Source organism: Embleya hyalina (genome assembly GCF_003967355.1).
GTDB lineage: Bacteria > Actinomycetota > Actinomycetes > Streptomycetales > Streptomycetaceae > Embleya > Embleya hyalina.
In genome coordinates this window covers 312,904-328,355 of record NZ_BIFH01000019.1, presented here as the reverse complement: position 1 = coordinate 328,355, position 15,452 = coordinate 312,904, and the positions used below count along the sequence as shown (strand labels likewise).

Sequence of the window (15,452 nt, the reverse complement as noted above, 5' to 3'; positions counted from 1 at the left end):
TCGTTCGGTTGTGTCGTGCCGCCTACGCGTCGTCCGCGGGGAGGTTCGCGGTTCCCGACGCGTCACCGTCCGTCCGCCCGGCCCGGTGTCCTCGGGTCGAGGACACCGGGCGCAGACGCGGTACGGCGGCGCAACACGTCTCACCGTCGTCGACGTCGGTGCCGCCGATCACGACGACGACGCGTCGGAGCCGACAGCGGAACCTGTCGGGATGCACACCCGTTGTGTCTGCGGCCTCGACGGGCTCACCGACGAAGGCCGGCGGCGCGAAGGGCACGGTCCCCGGTCCGGGGCTGTTCGGCATGAGCGACCGCATCGGGCCGCAGGGTGAACGGGGCGACGACGGGTCGCGGCATCCGGCGGTGTGGATCAGCGCCGGTGCGAGGCGCTGATGTTGTGGAGATGGATCACGATGTCGTAGGTGAAGCGCAGCCGGGTGTTCTCGTACGCGTCGACGGGCCAGGATGCGCCGATGTTCCGGACGGGGTGTGAGGTGGCGAGCCAGTTGCGGGCGGTACCGGGGGCCGCGGTGCGCGTGTCGAGGTACCAATCATGTCCGGACACCTTCTCCAGGGTGTTCTCCCCGCTGCCCTCGCCGGTGGGGCCGACGTCGACGCGGCGCCAGGTCGATCCGGAAGCGGTGGGGTCGATGGCGTTGAAGGATCCTCGGCCGAAGGTGAACCCGGCGTTGACGTAGCGTGTTCCGAGCCGTTCGCGCAGGAACCGCCCCTGCGTCTTCGGCTGGCTCTCGGGTGCCGCGCTCTCGTCGGCGACGTGGGAATTGTGGGCGGAGAGGAACACCTTGGTACCGGTGTACCGCTGCCACCAGGCGGTGTTGTCGGCCATGACCCGGTCGCGGTAGGTCAACGCGGCGGCGGTGTCGTTGGCGATGTCGAACCCGAAGAGGGTGGCGTTCTGGGCGATGGCCCGGGCGTGTTGGAGCATGAGGTCGTGTTCCTCGGCGGAGATGCCCGCGGGACGCTGCTCCAGGAGGGACAGGACGCGCCGGGTGTCCTCGCGCATGCGTACGCGGTCGGCGAGAGGCAGGGCCAGGCGCGCGTTGAAGGTTGCCTCCATGGGGGCCGTGGGTCGGGACTCGCGGTACAGCCGTCGGACCTCGGGCAGCAGGTCGGGACGGGTGCGGGCGACGTAGGACGTGACGGTGTCGAACAGGGCGGGCCCGGCGAACTCGGGGCCGTCCCCGGCGACACGGACGGGGCTCTGGGGGTGGCGCAGGTTCCAGGCTCGTATCCACCGGAACAGGTCCCGGGTCTCGGTGGTGTTCCACAGGCCGCCGCCGGCCTGGAACTCCTCGTCCATGATCGTGTCCAGGTCGCCCCGGCCGTGGCGAACCCACTCGTCCAGGCGCACCCCGGCGCTCCACTGGATCTCCAGGACGAAGCCCCGGAAGCCTTGGCGCTCCACCAGGTGCCGGAAGAGGCGGTTTTTGACGGTGTAGAACTCGCTCGACCCGTGCGTGGCCTCGCCCACACCGACCACGTCCGCGCCGCGGATCATCTTGTCGAACGCCCGCAGATCCGCGTCGGAGCCGCCCGGGACGGTACTGCCCAGCGGGTGCGCGGTACGCGCCAAGGCGCGCGCGGGATCTTCCTGCGACGAGGAGGAGTTGCCGGACACCGCCGAAGGGGCCGGCGCGGCCTGAGCGGGCGTCCCCGAGACGGTTGCCGCCAGGCACAGCAACGGCAGGACGGGAAGGAGGATTCGGCTCAGCCGCCTCGACCTCGGCCCGCAACGGCGAGTGGCCATCGGGATGTCGGTATTTCCGGACGGGTGCGAAAGGTGTGATCCCATGACTCGAACGCTAGGCAATCCACCACGCTCGACGCCTCGTTCGCGAGGCCGAGGACTCCAGTACCACCCGATGCGACGCCCCCAGTACCCACACCATCCTCCGCGCGCGCGAGGTTCGCCGACTCCGCACCACCCGCCGACCCATCGGCGCCCCTCCCCCGAAGGAACCCACCCCTCGCGTCGTGGTCCTCGACGCCGTACCGGCCCCGTCGCCGCCCCTCGGCCGACCGAAGAGCGCGACGAGGCCATCGACGCCCTCCGACACGCGCTCGACCAGGCGGCCGGCCAGACGGAACCGCACCGCTGCCTCGAACATGCCCGAGGCGCCACCGACGCACTGCCGCGCATGCACCGCGGTGTGGGCGTGTCCACGATCGACACCACGCCCCGAGGCCCACCACGCGACCGGAGAAACCCCGCCGCAACGAGGGCCTGACCCTGCCGCCCACGCACGACCCGTTCCGGCCGATGCACCATTCCTTCCCCACGCACGCTCACCCGGTTCCTCCGCGACACCGATCCGGGAACCCGGCGGATTCCTGCCGCTCTGCCCGCGACCTCGCGGCGTTCGACTCGGTGATCGGGGCGGTGTCCGGCCGCTCGGATAACGTCTCGGACTCTGCGACGACCATCGAAGGAGCGAGGCCATGGGTTCCGACGGGCTCGAGTGGCTGGAGGATTCCGTCTTCGCGGAGTTCGGCTACTGCGTGACGTTCGCGCGCGGGGTGTCGGCGGTGGAGCTGCTGCGGCGCATGGGCTGCGACGTGGCGAATACCGCCCGCAGGAACGTGATCGACGCCAACCGCTGGATCGAGGACGTGGCCGAGGAGTTCGGCCACGCCGCGGTCGCCGACAAGGAGGGCGTGATCCGAGCCGGCGAGGCCGACGGCTGGGCCTTCGCCGTCGAGGACGCCGGAATCCGCGGCGTCGACCACGACGTGATGGCCGCCGTGTCCACCGACACCGTGGCCGTGAGCACCTTCCGCAACGTCAACGCGCTCACCCGGTTCCTCCACGCACGGTCCGGCACGGTCACCTGCACGTTCGAATCGGCACGGCGTCGCGACGGCAGCGACCCCGACCTGCTCGTACCCCACCTGACCCGAGCCGGCCTGCTGCTCCCCGACGGAGACCAACCCGACCACGACATCGACGAACACCAACGGCGCGTCCATCGCATGATGTACACCGAGTTCGGCACGACACTGCCCCGCGACGACGTCGAGAACGGCGAACTCCTCGCCGCGATGTACCGAACCCCGGCACGGAACCGGAACGGCCGCCGGTGACGGCGGCGCACCCGGGCCGTGTGGAGGAAGACGCCCACCCCCGTCCCCGTCGCCGCAGCCCCCGACCACGCCGGCCGTGGCCGGTCCCCCGTGGCCTCCGCGTTCGGCGCGATGGAGGGGACCAGCCGTTGCGCAAGCGAGGCGGCCACCGGGTGGTGGCCGATCCGGGCGTGGTGCGCGGCCGCTCGCCGGGCGGCCGGGCCGGCGCTTCGGCGGCGACGGACGTGTCGGCCCGGGTCCTGCGGTCACTCCATGCCGGTTCGACTCCTCGCCGATGTCGGTGCCTCCTGCTCGGGGGCGACGGCGGGGGACCTGTTCTCGGGGCCGCGGAAGGTGATGTAGAGGAAGAGGGCGGCCATCACGACGACGCCCGCCCACATGGCCTGCTGCCAGCCGTCGACGAAGGATTCTCGGGCGGCGTGCACCAGGGCCGGCGCGTGGGGGCCGGCGCTGTCCGCCACCTCGACGGCGTTGGCGATGCCCTCCCGGGCCGTGTCGGCGGGGCCCTGGGGGATGCCGACGCCGTGCAGGCGGTCGTCGATGGCGCCGCGGTATCCGGCGGACAGGAGCGCGCCGAGCAGGGCGACGCCGAGGGCGGTGCCGAACTCGCGGGTGACGTCGTTGAGCGCGGAGGCGACACCCTGCTTCTCGCGTGGCAGGGAGGCGGTGATGGCCTCGGTGGAGGGTGTCATCGACAGGCCCATGCCGACGCCCATGGCGAGCATGCCGGGCAGGATGCTCGGATATCCGGCGTCGACGGAGACGAACAGGGCCATCAGGGTCAACCCGATGCCGGCCAGTGCGATGCCGACGGCCATGGTCGAGCGGGAGCCGATCCGGGTGGCGAGTCCGGGGGCCAGACCGGAGGCCGCCATCATCATGACGGCCATGGGCATCAGCGCCACGGTGGACAGCAGGCCCGACCAGCCGAGCACGGCCTGGAAGAACGGGAAGAGCACCACGGCGATGCCGGCCTGCACACCGAAGACCACCAGCAACGTCACGGAACCGCCCGCGAGACCACGCTCGCGGAAGAGCCGGACGTCGAGGAGCGCGGCGTCGCGAAGGCGCATCTCCCAGGCCACGAAGCCGGTGACGGCGATCAGGCCGACGACGAGGGCGGCCAGTGTCGCGGGAGCCGTCCAGCCGTGCTCCGGGCCCTCCTGCAGGACGAAGATGAGGCCGATCACGGCGACGGCCGAGACCAACGCGCCGACGGTGTCGAAGCGATGGGTCGACGTCTCGCGGGAATTGGGTATCGACTTCAGCGTCATGGCCAGGGCGACGACGGTCAGCACGACGGGCAGCACGAACAGCCACCGCCAGTCCGCGACATCGACGAGGAGCGCGGAGAGGAACATACCCAGGATGCCCCCGCCTCCGGCGACACCCGTCCACACCCCGATCGCCTTGCCGCGCCGCTCCTCGGGGAACGTGGCGGTGATGACGGCCAGGGTGATCGGCATGATCATCGCCGCGCCGACCCCGGCGGCCACCCGTGCGGCAAGCATGACCTCGGCCGTCCCGGCCAGGCCCGCCACCACACTCGCGGCGCCGAAGACGCCCAGCCCGGCGATCAGCATCGGCTTGCGACCCAGGCGGTCGCCGATCGCACCGAGCGGCAGCAGGAGCGCGGCCAGGGCCAGGGTGTAGATGTTGATGATCCACAGGATCGTGCCCTGTGAGGCGCCGAACTCGACGGCCATGTGCGTCTGGGCGACGTTGAGCCCGGAGACCGACGCGATGACGGCCATCAGCGCGATGGAGACGGCGATCAGGATGCCGCGCAACCGGCGTGCGTCGGGCACAGCATCGTCGCCGCTGCCATTGCCGTCACCGGCTTCGACGGTCCGTGCGGCCGGGTTCGTGGTCATGGGTTCCTCCCGGAAAGGGCATGCCGAATGGGCGGGTGTGGGCCCTCGCCCCGATTCGGCCGCCGACTGCGCTCGACGCTAACCGCGCATTGCACTCCGGGCATACAAGGTTGCCTATAACGCAAGATGACAGGGATCCGGACAGCCTCGTACGCAAACGCATCCGGCCCTGCGAGTCGCCCGAGGCCGGTCCCCGGAGGAACCGACCGGCCGCGCCAACCTCGGCCGGCCCTCACCGAGTCGCATCGAGAACGGCCACCGTGGCCGGCCCCGGACCATCGGGTCACCCTCCCCCGCGCATCCGACGTCGGCTACGCCCCGGCGGTGCCCGGGTCCCGATTCGGCGCGGGCCGTCCACGCGTCGAGTTGCCGTTCGCCCAAACCCCCGCCGAGGCATGGGTGAGGATGTCGTGCGGGGATGACGCCAAGGGGCCACGCGTCTACGACCGGGCGGCCATCCGACTCCCCGCCGTCGCGGAGTACGACTGTCGGGACGAGAACCGGGTCCGCCGACGGTGGGCCTCGACCCGACGAGATCGCCTGTCGCCTCACATCCGCCCAACCAGCCGCAACCATGCGGCAATTGGTGCGGATCGCCGGGACCCGCCGGGCCATCGAGGAGTGTTTCCAGGCCGCGAAGGACGAGTGCGGTCCGGACCGGTACGAGGTCCGCCGCTACACCCGAGTGGCGATGGGCCGCCATGCCGGGGCGTGCGCGCCCGAGGCCGCCCGGGCGCGCGACGCCATGCCGCCGGAGCCGCCCCTCGAACCCGGACCGGAGACTCCGAAAAGGCAACGCCCCACACTGGGCGACGAGTTCGGGACACAAGAAGGACGTTCCCCGATGATTCGGTACCGCCGAGAGCCGACCGACCGACGAGCGCAGCCCGGAGGCTCCGCCGCGCCGCCCGAGTCGACCTCGCCGAGGGATCACGCGCCCCGGCGGCGGGTGGTCCCGACCGTTGTCACCGTGCCACCCGTGCCCGTCCCGGGCGTCCCGGCCGTGGCGAGCGATCGAGGACCGCAACGGTGACCGCCGGGTCGCGATAGCCGGATCAGGACCGCCTGTACCTGGTGATCCGCCGGCGACCGACCACGGTCACGGCGACGGGTGTTCGCCCGGGTGCGGTGCGGTCAGTCCGTGGTCCATTCGCGAAGTCGGCGTGCGACGCGCCGGACGCCGACGACGCCCCGGGCGGCTTCGCGGACGAGGACGACGGCCTCCTTCGGCGGGTAGTCGAGACGATGCCCGTACAGGGCCAGGAACGCCTCGGTGGCGTGCCAGGCGAATGCCTCGTTGGAATGCTCCAGACACGGCAACCGGACCAGCGTGTGCAGGAGCGCCGCCGCCTTGAGGTGGTCCGAACCGTACACGTCCCGGTCCATCGCACGGGCCTGCACACGGGACAGGGCGGCGTAGAGCGGGCCGAGGTCGTCGACCTGGGGATCACCGGGCAGCAGTTCGGCGGCGTGGAGCAGGAACGCCACGTCCACGTGCGGGGGAAGCGGATCGTTCACGCGGCGTGGCCCCGCCCGGGCGCGGCGTCCTCGCGTGCGGCCTCGTGTTCGGCGGCGCGCTGCTCGGGCGTGGGGTCGACCTCGCCGGCCTCGGCCGCGAACGCGTCGCCGCTGCGGGCCATGGACGCGCGGAACGCGTCGAGGAAACGGTTCTCGAGGGCGGTCGCGCGCGCGTACGCCGCGCCCAGGATGTACTCCTGCATGCTCACACCCTCGGCCTTGGCCGCGGCCGCGATCGCGGCCCGCTGCCCCGGGTCGGGGAACCGGAGATTGATGGCCTTCGGATCAGTCATGGCCCCCACGGTACCAGTGGGGCCATCGACATTCCACGAACATGCCGATCCTCGCGGTGACGTCGCCGGCATCGCGCTCGTCATGGGCCACGCGTCCCGGCAGGCGAGTCAAGCGGCCGGGTTCGGCGGTCGGCCGGTCGAGGGGATCCGGCGGTAGACGGACGTCAGCAGTTGCGTCTTGGCCGGGCCCGAGACCCGCCACCTCAGGTGCCATTCGTTCCGGGCCACGACGGTGAACTCCCCGTCGTAGAGGTCGGCGGCGCAGGGATGGCGTGTACTCCAGTGGCCCGTGCGCAGGTCGAGGTCGTGGAACGGTCTGCCGTCGGCGAACAGTACGTCCGCGGTTCCGTCGGCTCGCGGTACCAGCCGATGGCTGCGACTCGCCCGGTTGGTCACACCGCCCCACTCGAACTCGCCGGATTCCAGTTCGAGAAGCTCGTCGTCGGCGGGCCGGAACTCCGCGGTGCCGGCGAAGGAGCCCTCGGTGCCGGAGAGTTCGTCGATCACGGTGCGGTGGATGATCCAGTGGCCTGCGAGATAGGCGGCGGCGTCGCGGACGGGGTACATGCGTCCATGATCCGTCATCCGTCCGCTCCCCGGATGCCGGGATGCCGGGATGCTTCGTGACGGTGGAGACAGGCATGCTCGGGGCCGCGTCGAAGGCGTCGACGACGGGGGTGTGCAGGCGGATGCTCTGCGGTCGGTTCACTACATGCTCTCGGCACAGACCAGAAGGCCGTTGTAGGCGGTCCATCCGCGCTGTCTCTTGCCGGGATCGCCCGGGCAGGAGCCGACGGCGCTGCCGGCCGACAACAGGCCGGTGATCTTCATGACGTGGGTGGAACCCTGCGGCACCGTGGTGGCGTCGCAATCCCACAGCGTGCTCAGCTGCGCCCGCATCGTGTCGTCCTCCGACCGCGTCCCCGGGAAGCACTGGCCCGCGCGAAACTGCCGTTCCAGACACAACTTCACGCGAGAACCGTCATCGTTGGTGTGCCTCCAGAAGGTACGCCCGCCACCTGCCTCGCACGTCGCGTCGTCCCGTGTGGAGGCCACGGACATGTATGCGTCGGCCGCGCGGCATGCGACGACGTCCGGTGCCTTTCGATTCCACTCGCCGCCCCTGATGAAAACGTTGACGCAGTCTCCGGTGCCCACGGCGGCGAACGCCTTGTCGAGCGGGTCGGGAGTACGAGACGGCGACGGCGAGAAGGGCGGGCCGGTGTAGGAACCGCCCACGGGCGGCGCCGACGGGACGCCGTAGGGAGGAGAGCTGTCGAACGGGGATTCCTCGGATGCGTCGCTCGGGTCGTGCCCCCACAGGTCCAAGTCGGGGTCGGCCAGCACCACCCAACCCGTGACGCCCAGCCCGCCCACGATGAGGGCGGCGGCGATCACGGCGGCGAGGATCGCCCCGTGTGACCAGCCACGTGGCGGCCTCCGTAACGGCATGGGGGCCGACGCCGATGTCGTTCGGGTCGTCCCGGTCGCGTCCGATGGTGCCGGCGGGAACGGTGGTTCCTGGTCCGAACCCGCGAGCTGCCGCTCGGGGGGCATGCCTTGTACCCATTCCTGCCGGTCGGCGTCCCACCGGGTGGCGCCCTGTGCGGCGGATGATCGCCGGTGTGGAACGTCCGGCACCGGGGCCGGGGTCGATGTCGTCCATGGCGTGTCGGCCGCATCCGGTACCGTCGGCGGGTTTGGCGTTGTCGACGGGAACGGTGGTTCCCGCTCCGGCGGCGGGGGTCGTTCGGGGCGCGGGCTCTCCTCCACCCACTCCTGCCGCTCCGCGTCCCACCGACTCACGCCACCCACCTCTCATCCCAACATCTGGGTGATCGATTGCACGACGGCGAGCGCCGACGCCAGCCCGCCGGCCACCGTGCCTCCGCCGGTCAACAGCGTGCGCAAGCGCTCCAGGCGGTGGCGTTCGGTTTGCCCGCCGTTCGCGATCTGTCCCTCGATGGCCGCCAGTTGCCCGACGACCTCGTCGATTCCGTCGTCCTGTGTACGAACGAGCAGCGGCAGTTGTGAGCGCAACACCTCCAGCGACCCGACGAGTTCCGGCGACGCCGAGAGCATCCGGCGTGAAGCGTCCACGGCCTTCGCCTCGCGCCCGGCCGCCACCGCGCCACCCGCCATCGTCCCGATGCCGACCCCGGACGACGGCGGCGATGCGAACGGGGGCGGAACGTCCGTGCCCGCCGGCACCTCCCAGGAGCCCACCCGTTCGGACCGGTCCTCGGCCGTGGCCCGGTAGCCGCCGGCGACGGCCCCGCCGGTCATCCGTCCGATGGAAACGCCGCCTCCGGTGTCGGCGGACGGTGCCCCCTCCTCGGCAACCTCGGGAGTCATCGGTTCCTCGCCCCGCGCACGCTCTCGATCGTTCGGGTCGGTCGTCATTTCGCGTCACTCCCCACCACGTGCCGGGCCTTGGCCCCGCTGCCGACTGCCAACGCTCCACCGCTCATGGAACCGATGAACACGCTCCCCTCGCTCACCTGCACGACCTGCTTCTCGAATTGGTCCGACTCGAAGCCCTGGTCGGCGAGCGCGTCGCGCACACCGCCGGTGATCCGGTCCTGAATGGTCTTCACGTACCGGCTGATGTCCATCTCCTGGAAGAGCGAGACCTCCCCGGTGCTGCCCAACTCCCGCACCGAGGTCTCGGGAGCGTCGGGCAATGCCCGCTCCGGGTCCGCCAGCCAGGTCCCGAACACCGCGACCACGGTCCTCACCAGGCAGACACCGGCGGCGAATCCGGCGGAGGGGGCGGTCAGAACGGCCCGAACCGCGTCTCGGGCCGCGCCGTCATGAGTGCGCCCGGCGACCACGTCGGCCGCCCGGTATTCCGGTTTCACCGGGGTGAGTACATGCGGCACGACCTCCAGGACGAGCATCCCGCCCTGGGTGTGGACCCGTACCAGCACGGTCACCCCGATCTGCTCGTCCCGCCCGCCGACCCGGATTCGCAGGAAGTGTCGTCGCGCCTCCCCGCCCTCGTCCACCGCGTCGTGAAGATGTTGTTCGACGGTCTGCCGGTCGTAGGGAATCTCGGCACGCGGCGCCCCCACCGGCAGATAGACGAACTCCTCGATCTCCAGATCCTTGAGCCGGTCGCGACTGGTGGCCGCCGCCGAATCCCGCAACGCTTCGAGCCGGGGCCTGATCAGCTCGATGACCCTGGCACCGGTGAGCGGACCCAGGCCCGGCTCGGCCGAGGCACGGCGCTTCAGGTCCAGCGCGAACGACCAGGGCTCGTACGGAAGTCCCACTCCGATGAAGGGCCGCAGCGGGTCGTAGATGGTGAGCGCCGCGTACTGCTCACGGTCCAGGGACTCGCCGATCCGCCGATAGTGGGCGTTCGAAGGCAGCGCGACACGCGGCAGGTCGCCGAAGACGCCGCGCGCCAACTCGCGGCGCATGACGCCCGTGACATGCGCACGGTATTCCCAGATCGGCAGCGTCAGCAGCAACGGGAAGACCACCGCGGGCCAGTGGACATCCGCCGCGAGGACGAGACCCAACAGGGCGAGAACCCAGTAGGCCACCGCCAGCAGCCGAACGCCGAACGGGATCAGCGTCATGACCCGGCCCCGCTGCCCCGGCACGGCCTTGCGCAGCGCGGTCCGGTCCACGGCGTACACGCCGCGCCCGACGCTCCGCCGCGTGCTCCACAGCAGGAAACACAACACGGCGTACCCGAACGCCCCTGCCATCGGCACGCTCTGCAGGGAATCCCCGCTGATGTAGTCGAAGACGATGAACGCCACCCAGAAGAACAGCAGGGTGACGCCGGTCTGCGCCTCCCGGCGACGCGCACGCAGCGCGTACGCCAGGACCGGTACGACGTCGACGCCCAGCGACGGGGCGACCGGTCTTTCCTCGTGCCGCACCAGGTGGTCGATCACGGCACCGCGAAAGTCGTTGTCGAGGTAGGCGCCGGCGCACAGGAGCCGAGTGGCCTCACTGTGCGAACGTCGGGACACGGGTCCTGTCATTTCCTCCCGATCGCCGGATCGGACAAGGGGGTTCACGGAACGTCGGAGAGATCGTTCGGTGGCCGACGTCATGGTCGATGGTCGAACACGCCGATCGACGGCAACGGGATGACGTCGTCCGGTCGCGCTCCGCCAAACCATCCTGAGGCACTGCGGCATGGTCCATCCACCGGATCGCCGAATTGCCACGGATCGCCTCGGCCCGATCGTCGAAGGAGATGACGACCTCGGCGAACGATGCCGTCGGGCTCGTCCGGCTGGTGCAGCGGAACATCCGCGCGTGTCGAAGCCCGGAGAGTCGAATCCCACCGATCGGACGCGGGTCCTCGCAAGGGATCGGCCCCGGATCATCCGGGGGCGATTCGAGCACCACGCGCCGAACCCCGGGTGTGGCGCGAGGCGTTGGTAGGGCGGTCACGGGCCGACTTCGAACTCCCGCCTCGGCCTGCTCACCCGGTTTTCCGCACGCCTACCGCCCCCGGCGGCGGTGGGGTCGTACACGGCAGCCCGCGACTGCGGTCGTGCGAGCCCGTGCAAGCGTGGGCTCGGAAAGGCGTCGAAGGGCTCGGTTGCCACGTGGGCTCCGGCCCGGGGACGGGCCCCCAGGCGCTGTCCGTCACGACGGCTCCCGAACCCGACCACCGGAGGTTGCGCCGTTGGGCTCGGGGTGCGGTGGGGGCGATCGGGTGTGGCGTCCGGTGGGGGTTCAGCCGAGCAGTTCGCGCAGGAAATCGCGGTTTTGTTCGTGGAGTTGTCGACAGGCGGTGGTGGCCTCGTCGACGTGGCCCTTGAGGACGCCGTCGGCGAGGGTGCGGTGCAGGGCGAGAATGTCGGGGCTCATGGTGTGGCCGTGCGGCGAGATGCGAATGGTCGCGTCGATCTGCTGTTGCAAGCCCTGCCACAGGGACAGGAGCAGGGGGCTGCCGCCGGCCTCGACGATGGCGGTGTGCAGGGCGCTGTCGAGTTCGGCGGTACTCGCCCGCGCGGCCACCGCGTCGCCGAGCCGGTCGAGGATGTCGGCGATCTTCGTGGTGTCGCGGTCCTCCTCGCGGAGTGCCGACAGGCGGAGCGCGCCGGTTTCCAGCACTTCGCGGACGTTGACCACGTCCTGGAGGTTGAGCCGTTCGGCGGGGGTGCCGTCGGCGGGTTGGGCGGTGACGAACATGCCGCGGCCCATTTGCACCTCGAGAATGCCGCGGCCGATGACGGTGGAGACCGCTTCGCGGATGACGGGACGCGACACGCCGAAGTCCTGCGCCAATCGGCGCTCGCTGGGGATCCGGGTGCCGACGGGGTAGGTGCCCCGTCGGATGTCGTCGATCAGGAGGCGGGCGATGCGGTTCGCGTGTGACTCCCGCTTGGGTGTCTCCGGGCCGGCTCCGTTCACGGTCACTTGTCGACGCTCCGTAACTGCGCGGGGGCTGGGAACCAGTGGTCATGCCTGTCAGACCTATTATGGGCCTCCCCGGCCGCCTGCCGTGCACGGGGTCGTCCGGCCGGGAAGGGTGGCCGGGGTCCGGTGCTCGGGGCGGGGCCTCACGCGTTCGATGCCGCGGAGGTGGCGACCGTGTGCCTCCACGGCTCGCGGTCCGTTCCGAGGACGGCCGTGGTCCAGGCGAGTGCCACCGATGCCGCTCCGGCGTCGACCCGGCCGCCGGCGAGGGCGGCGTTGCGGGAGGCGCGGCCCCGGCGGGCGATCATCGTCCTGGTGGCGGCGGCGCCGTCGAGGGCACCGCGGAGTCCGGCCGCCGCGGCACGGGCAAGGTCGCCGTGGCTGTTCCAACTCGCGGCGAAGGCGTCGGCCGCGGGGTACATCGCGTCCAGGAGGGTGCGGTCGTCGCGGCGTGCCGAGCCGATGTGGGCCATGCCCTCGGCCGCGGCGCGCAGGGCCTGGGCGAGGGCGGCGCCGTCGAGGGCGCGGCCGTCGAGTGTCCGGGCGGCGCGCAGGAGTGCGGCCGCCCACAGGGGACCGATGCTGCCGCCGACGCCGGCGAACGCGCGGGCGGCCGCGCGCAGCAGTTCCTCGGGAAGCCGGTCGGCGAAGGAGGTGCGGTCGAGTTCGGCGACGACGCGGCGGAATCCGATCACCATGGTGGCGCCGTGGTCCCCGTCGCCGGCGCCGGCGTCGAGTTCGTCGAGCAGGTGCTGCTCCTCGCCGAGGGCGCGGGCGAGCGCGCGCAGCCAGTTCTCGATGTCGCGGGTGGTGGGGGGTGTGGCGGCGGTCATCGTGATCCTCCGAGCGGCGGCAGGGTCAGGGGGGAGCCCGGGGCGCCGATCAGGGCTTCGGTCTCGGGGGTCAGGAGGGTGGTGGTCAGGCTCACCCCGGCCATCTGGAGGCTGGTGAGATAGGCGCCGGCGTGGGCGAACACGGGTGTGGTGCCCGCCTTGCGGAGGAGTTCGAGCACCTCGCCGAGGACGATGTACGCCTCCATGAGGGGGGTCGCGCCGAAGGTGTTGACCAGTACCAGGGCCCGGGAGTCGGCCAGGGCGGGTTGGTCGTCCAGGAGCGCGTCGACCATCTGGGCCGCGGTTTCGGCGGCGGTACCGCGGGTCCGTCGCGACAGGCCGGTCTCGCCGTGTACCCCGATCCCGAAGTCCGTTTTCCCGTCCGGTAGTTCGAAGGTGGGGCGGGCCGCGGTGGGCAGGTGACAGGAGGACAGCGCGACGCCGATCGAGCGGGTGGCGTCGTTGACGCGCCCGGCGAGCGCGGCCACGTCGTCCAGACCCGCGCCCTGGTCCGCGAGCGCTCCGGCGGCCTTGGCCACGACCACACCGCCGGCCACGCCGCGCCGTCGATGGGGGCTGTGTGCGGGTGCGCTCGCCACGTCGTCGGTGATCAGGACGGTTCGGGACGCGATGCCGATGTCGGAGAGGAACTCGCCGGCGAGTCGGAAGTTCATCACGTCGCCCTCGTAGTTGCCGAACAGGAACAGCGCGCCGTCGGATGGGGCGAGGGTCTGCACGACCTCGACGACCGGGTCGGCCGCGGGGGCGGCGAAGACGTTGCCGACGGCGACGGCGTCGGCGAAGCCGGGGCCCACCCAGCCGAGGAAGGCCGGTTCGTGTCCGGATCCACCACCGACCACGACGGACACCCGTCGGCGCGGATCGTTTTCGCGGGTGTACAGGCCGCGGCCCGAGGCGGTGCGCGCGACCCGGTCGCCGTGCGCGGCGACGACGCCGCGCATCATGTCGTCGACGGCGTCGAAGGGGTCATTGACCAGGTGACGTGCCAAGACGGCTCTCCAGATCTGCGATGAGGGCGATTTTGTCGGCGCTGGGTCCGCCCCGGAAGTCCTCGCCGAGCCAGGCGTCGACGACTTCGAGCGCGGCCTGGACGCCGATGACGCGTGCGCCCATGGCCAGGACCTGGGCGTTGTTGCTCAGTCGGGCGCGGCGCGCGGAGTAGACGTCGTGGGCCAGGGCGGCGTAGACGCCGGGGATCTTGTTGGCCACGACGGAGACCCCGATGCCGGTGCCGCAGCACAGGACGGCGCGGTCGTACGTGCCGTCCGCGACGCGTCGGGCCACCCGTTCGGCGATCTCGGGGTAGGGAACGTCGTCGGTGTCGACGCCGAAGTCGTCGAAGGCGATGGCGCGTTCGGTCAGGTGCGCGGCGATGGCGCGGCGCAGCGGGGCTCCGGCGTCGTCGCCGCCGAGTGCGATGCGGGGGCTCACATGGTCTCCAGCAGGTCGGTGAGGTAGCGCAGTCCGGCCGTCTGCGCGGTCAGGGCGTCGCCTCCGTAGTGCTCGACGCACAGGGGGCCGGCGTATCCCGCCGCGCGGGCGCGGTGCAGGGCGGCGCGGTAGTCGATGTCGCCGTCGGCGAGGGGGGTGGGCCAGGCGAGGTAGGGGCCGTGGGGGTGGTTCTCCACGCGGCGGTAGTTCTTGACGTGCCAGTAGTTCATCCGGTCCAGGACCAGGTCGAGGGTCTGGTCCCAGGTCTCTTCGAGGGGGCGGGGGGCGCGGTGGAGGTTGGCGAGGTCGGCGTTGACGCCCAGGTTGGCCGCGCCGGTGGCCTCGATCAGGCGCATGGTCCGGGCGCCGGTGCCGACGAGGGTGTCCTCGTACAGTTCGAGGGAGAGTTCGACGCCGAGGTCGGCGGCCAGGGCGCACAGTTCGGTGAGCGCGGGCACGGCGCGGATGAACTCCTGTTCGCCGTCGGTGGGGCCGGGTACCGACCAGAAGGTGCCCCAGTCGCGTTGGGCGTCGGTGAGCGGGCGGTGGAAGCCGATCGACAGGATCGGTGCGCCCAGTGCGGCGGCGGCCTCGATGGATCGGCGGGTGTAGGCGTGGTTGTCCGCCGCGTGTACGGGGTCGACGATGCTGCGCCTGATCACGGACAGGCCGACGAGGGTGATGCCGTGGTCGGCGAGTTCGTCGGCGAGGGTGCGCAGTTGTCGGGGGGTCAGGTCGGCGGGTGCGATCCAGGTGTCGACCAGGTCCATGTGGCGAAATCCTGCGGCGCGGAATCGGCGCAGGTCGGCGCGCAGGTCGCCGAGGGCCGAGTCGGTGGCGGGGCGCGGGGGCAGGGGCAGGGTGCTACCGGCGATGGTCGGTGCGAAGGGGGTGCTCAACGAGGACTCCTGGGCGGGGTGGTGTCCGGTGGGCCGGGGTCCGGCGGGAACGGGCCGGGTGTGGCGCCGGGCGCGGGCCGTCGTGGCC

At 71.5% G+C, this 15,452-nt stretch carries 14 protein-coding genes; 1 reads left to right on the top strand and 13 read right to left on the bottom strand.

All coding sequences use genetic code 11. The features are described from left to right. Positions 1–369 precede the first annotated feature (369 nt). Positions 370–1,767 (bottom strand): erythromycin esterase family protein, encoded by a 1,398-nt coding sequence (locus EMA17_RS18755; protein ID WP_126638202.1) that lies wholly within the window; start codon positions 1,765–1,767, stop codon positions 370–372. A gap of 692 nt (positions 1,768–2,459) precedes the next feature. Here EMA17_RS18755 and EMA17_RS18750 point away from each other — a divergent pair. Then, entirely contained in the window at positions 2,460–3,101 is a 642-nt protein-coding gene (locus EMA17_RS18750) for a DUF6461 domain-containing protein (RefSeq protein ID WP_126638201.1), read from the top strand. 245 nt (positions 3,102–3,346) lie between these two features. Here the strand turns inward: EMA17_RS18750 and EMA17_RS18745 are convergent, their stop codons facing one another. The 12 genes from EMA17_RS18745 to EMA17_RS18690 form a co-directional block, all read right to left on the bottom strand. Further along, complete coding sequence (locus EMA17_RS18745; RefSeq protein WP_126638200.1) at positions 3,347–4,975, bottom strand: MFS transporter; 1,629 nt, start codon at positions 4,973–4,975, stop codon at positions 3,347–3,349. 1,134 nt (positions 4,976–6,109) lie between these two features. Next, a complete protein-coding gene (locus tag EMA17_RS18740) occupies positions 6,110–6,493 on the bottom strand; it encodes a fic family toxin-antitoxin system, toxin component (protein WP_126638199.1) in 384 nt (127 codons plus the stop codon). After that, on the bottom strand, positions 6,490–6,786 hold the full coding sequence (locus EMA17_RS18735) for a hypothetical protein (protein WP_174861391.1): 297 nt from the start codon (positions 6,784–6,786) through the stop codon (positions 6,490–6,492). Before EMA17_RS18735 ends, EMA17_RS18740 begins: the two co-directional genes overlap by 4 nt. 108 nt (positions 6,787–6,894) lie before the next feature. Next, complete coding sequence (locus EMA17_RS18730) at positions 6,895–7,353, bottom strand: DUF6314 family protein (protein ID WP_126638198.1); 459 nt, start codon at positions 7,351–7,353, stop codon at positions 6,895–6,897. Between the two features lie 141 nt (positions 7,354–7,494). Next, a complete protein-coding gene (locus EMA17_RS18725) occupies positions 7,495–8,184 on the bottom strand; it encodes an LppU/SCO3897 family protein (RefSeq protein ID WP_126638197.1) in 690 nt (229 codons plus the stop codon). 420 nt (positions 8,185–8,604) lie between these two features. Beyond that, positions 8,605–9,072 (bottom strand): hypothetical protein, encoded by a 468-nt coding sequence (locus tag EMA17_RS18720; protein WP_126638196.1) that lies wholly within the window; start codon positions 9,070–9,072, stop codon positions 8,605–8,607. Positions 9,073–9,185: 113 nt separating this feature from the next. Then, entirely contained in the window at positions 9,186–10,775 is a 1,590-nt protein-coding gene (locus tag EMA17_RS18715) for an AbeC-like domain-containing protein (RefSeq protein ID WP_246126751.1), read from the bottom strand. Positions 10,776–11,493: 718 nt separating this feature from the next. Further along, complete coding sequence (locus EMA17_RS18710) at positions 11,494–12,180, bottom strand: FadR/GntR family transcriptional regulator (RefSeq protein ID WP_126638194.1); 687 nt, start codon at positions 12,178–12,180, stop codon at positions 11,494–11,496. Positions 12,181–12,323: 143 nt separating this feature from the next. Then, positions 12,324–13,013 (bottom strand): DAK2 domain-containing protein, encoded by a 690-nt coding sequence (locus EMA17_RS18705; RefSeq protein ID WP_126638193.1) that lies wholly within the window; start codon positions 13,011–13,013, stop codon positions 12,324–12,326. Further along, entirely contained in the window at positions 13,010–14,023 is a 1,014-nt protein-coding gene (locus EMA17_RS18700; RefSeq protein WP_126638192.1) for a dihydroxyacetone kinase subunit DhaK, read from the bottom strand. The genes EMA17_RS18705 and EMA17_RS18700 overlap by 4 nt, the downstream gene beginning before the upstream one ends. Further along, entirely contained in the window at positions 14,001–14,465 is a 465-nt protein-coding gene (locus EMA17_RS18695; RefSeq protein ID WP_126638191.1) for an RpiB/LacA/LacB family sugar-phosphate isomerase, read from the bottom strand. Before EMA17_RS18695 ends, EMA17_RS18700 begins: the two co-directional genes overlap by 23 nt. Then, complete coding sequence (locus EMA17_RS18690) at positions 14,462–15,364, bottom strand: sugar phosphate isomerase/epimerase family protein (protein ID WP_126638190.1); 903 nt, start codon at positions 15,362–15,364, stop codon at positions 14,462–14,464. The genes EMA17_RS18695 and EMA17_RS18690 overlap by 4 nt, the downstream gene beginning before the upstream one ends. Positions 15,365–15,452: the final 88 nt, after the last annotated feature.

Coding starts and splice junctions, on each gene's coding strand:
- EMA17_RS18745 (WP_126638200.1), bottom strand. CDS start 4,975: ATGACCACGAACCCGGCCGCACGGACCGTCGAAGCCGGTGACGGCAAT.
- EMA17_RS18705 (WP_126638193.1), bottom strand. CDS start 13,013: ATGACCGCCGCCACACCCCCCACCACCCGCGACATCGAGAACTGGCTG.
- EMA17_RS18755 (WP_126638202.1), bottom strand. CDS start 1,767: ATGGCCACTCGCCGTTGCGGGCCGAGGTCGAGGCGGCTGAGCCGAATC.
- EMA17_RS18730 (WP_126638198.1), bottom strand. CDS start 7,353: ATGTACCCCGTCCGCGACGCCGCCGCCTATCTCGCAGGCCACTGGATC.
- EMA17_RS18735 (WP_174861391.1), bottom strand. CDS start 6,786: ATGACTGATCCGAAGGCCATCAATCTCCGGTTCCCCGACCCGGGGCAG.
- EMA17_RS18720 (WP_126638196.1), bottom strand. CDS start 9,072: ATGACCGGCGGGGCCGTCGCCGGCGGCTACCGGGCCACGGCCGAGGAC.
- EMA17_RS18750 (WP_126638201.1), top strand. CDS start 2,460: ATGGGTTCCGACGGGCTCGAGTGGCTGGAGGATTCCGTCTTCGCGGAG.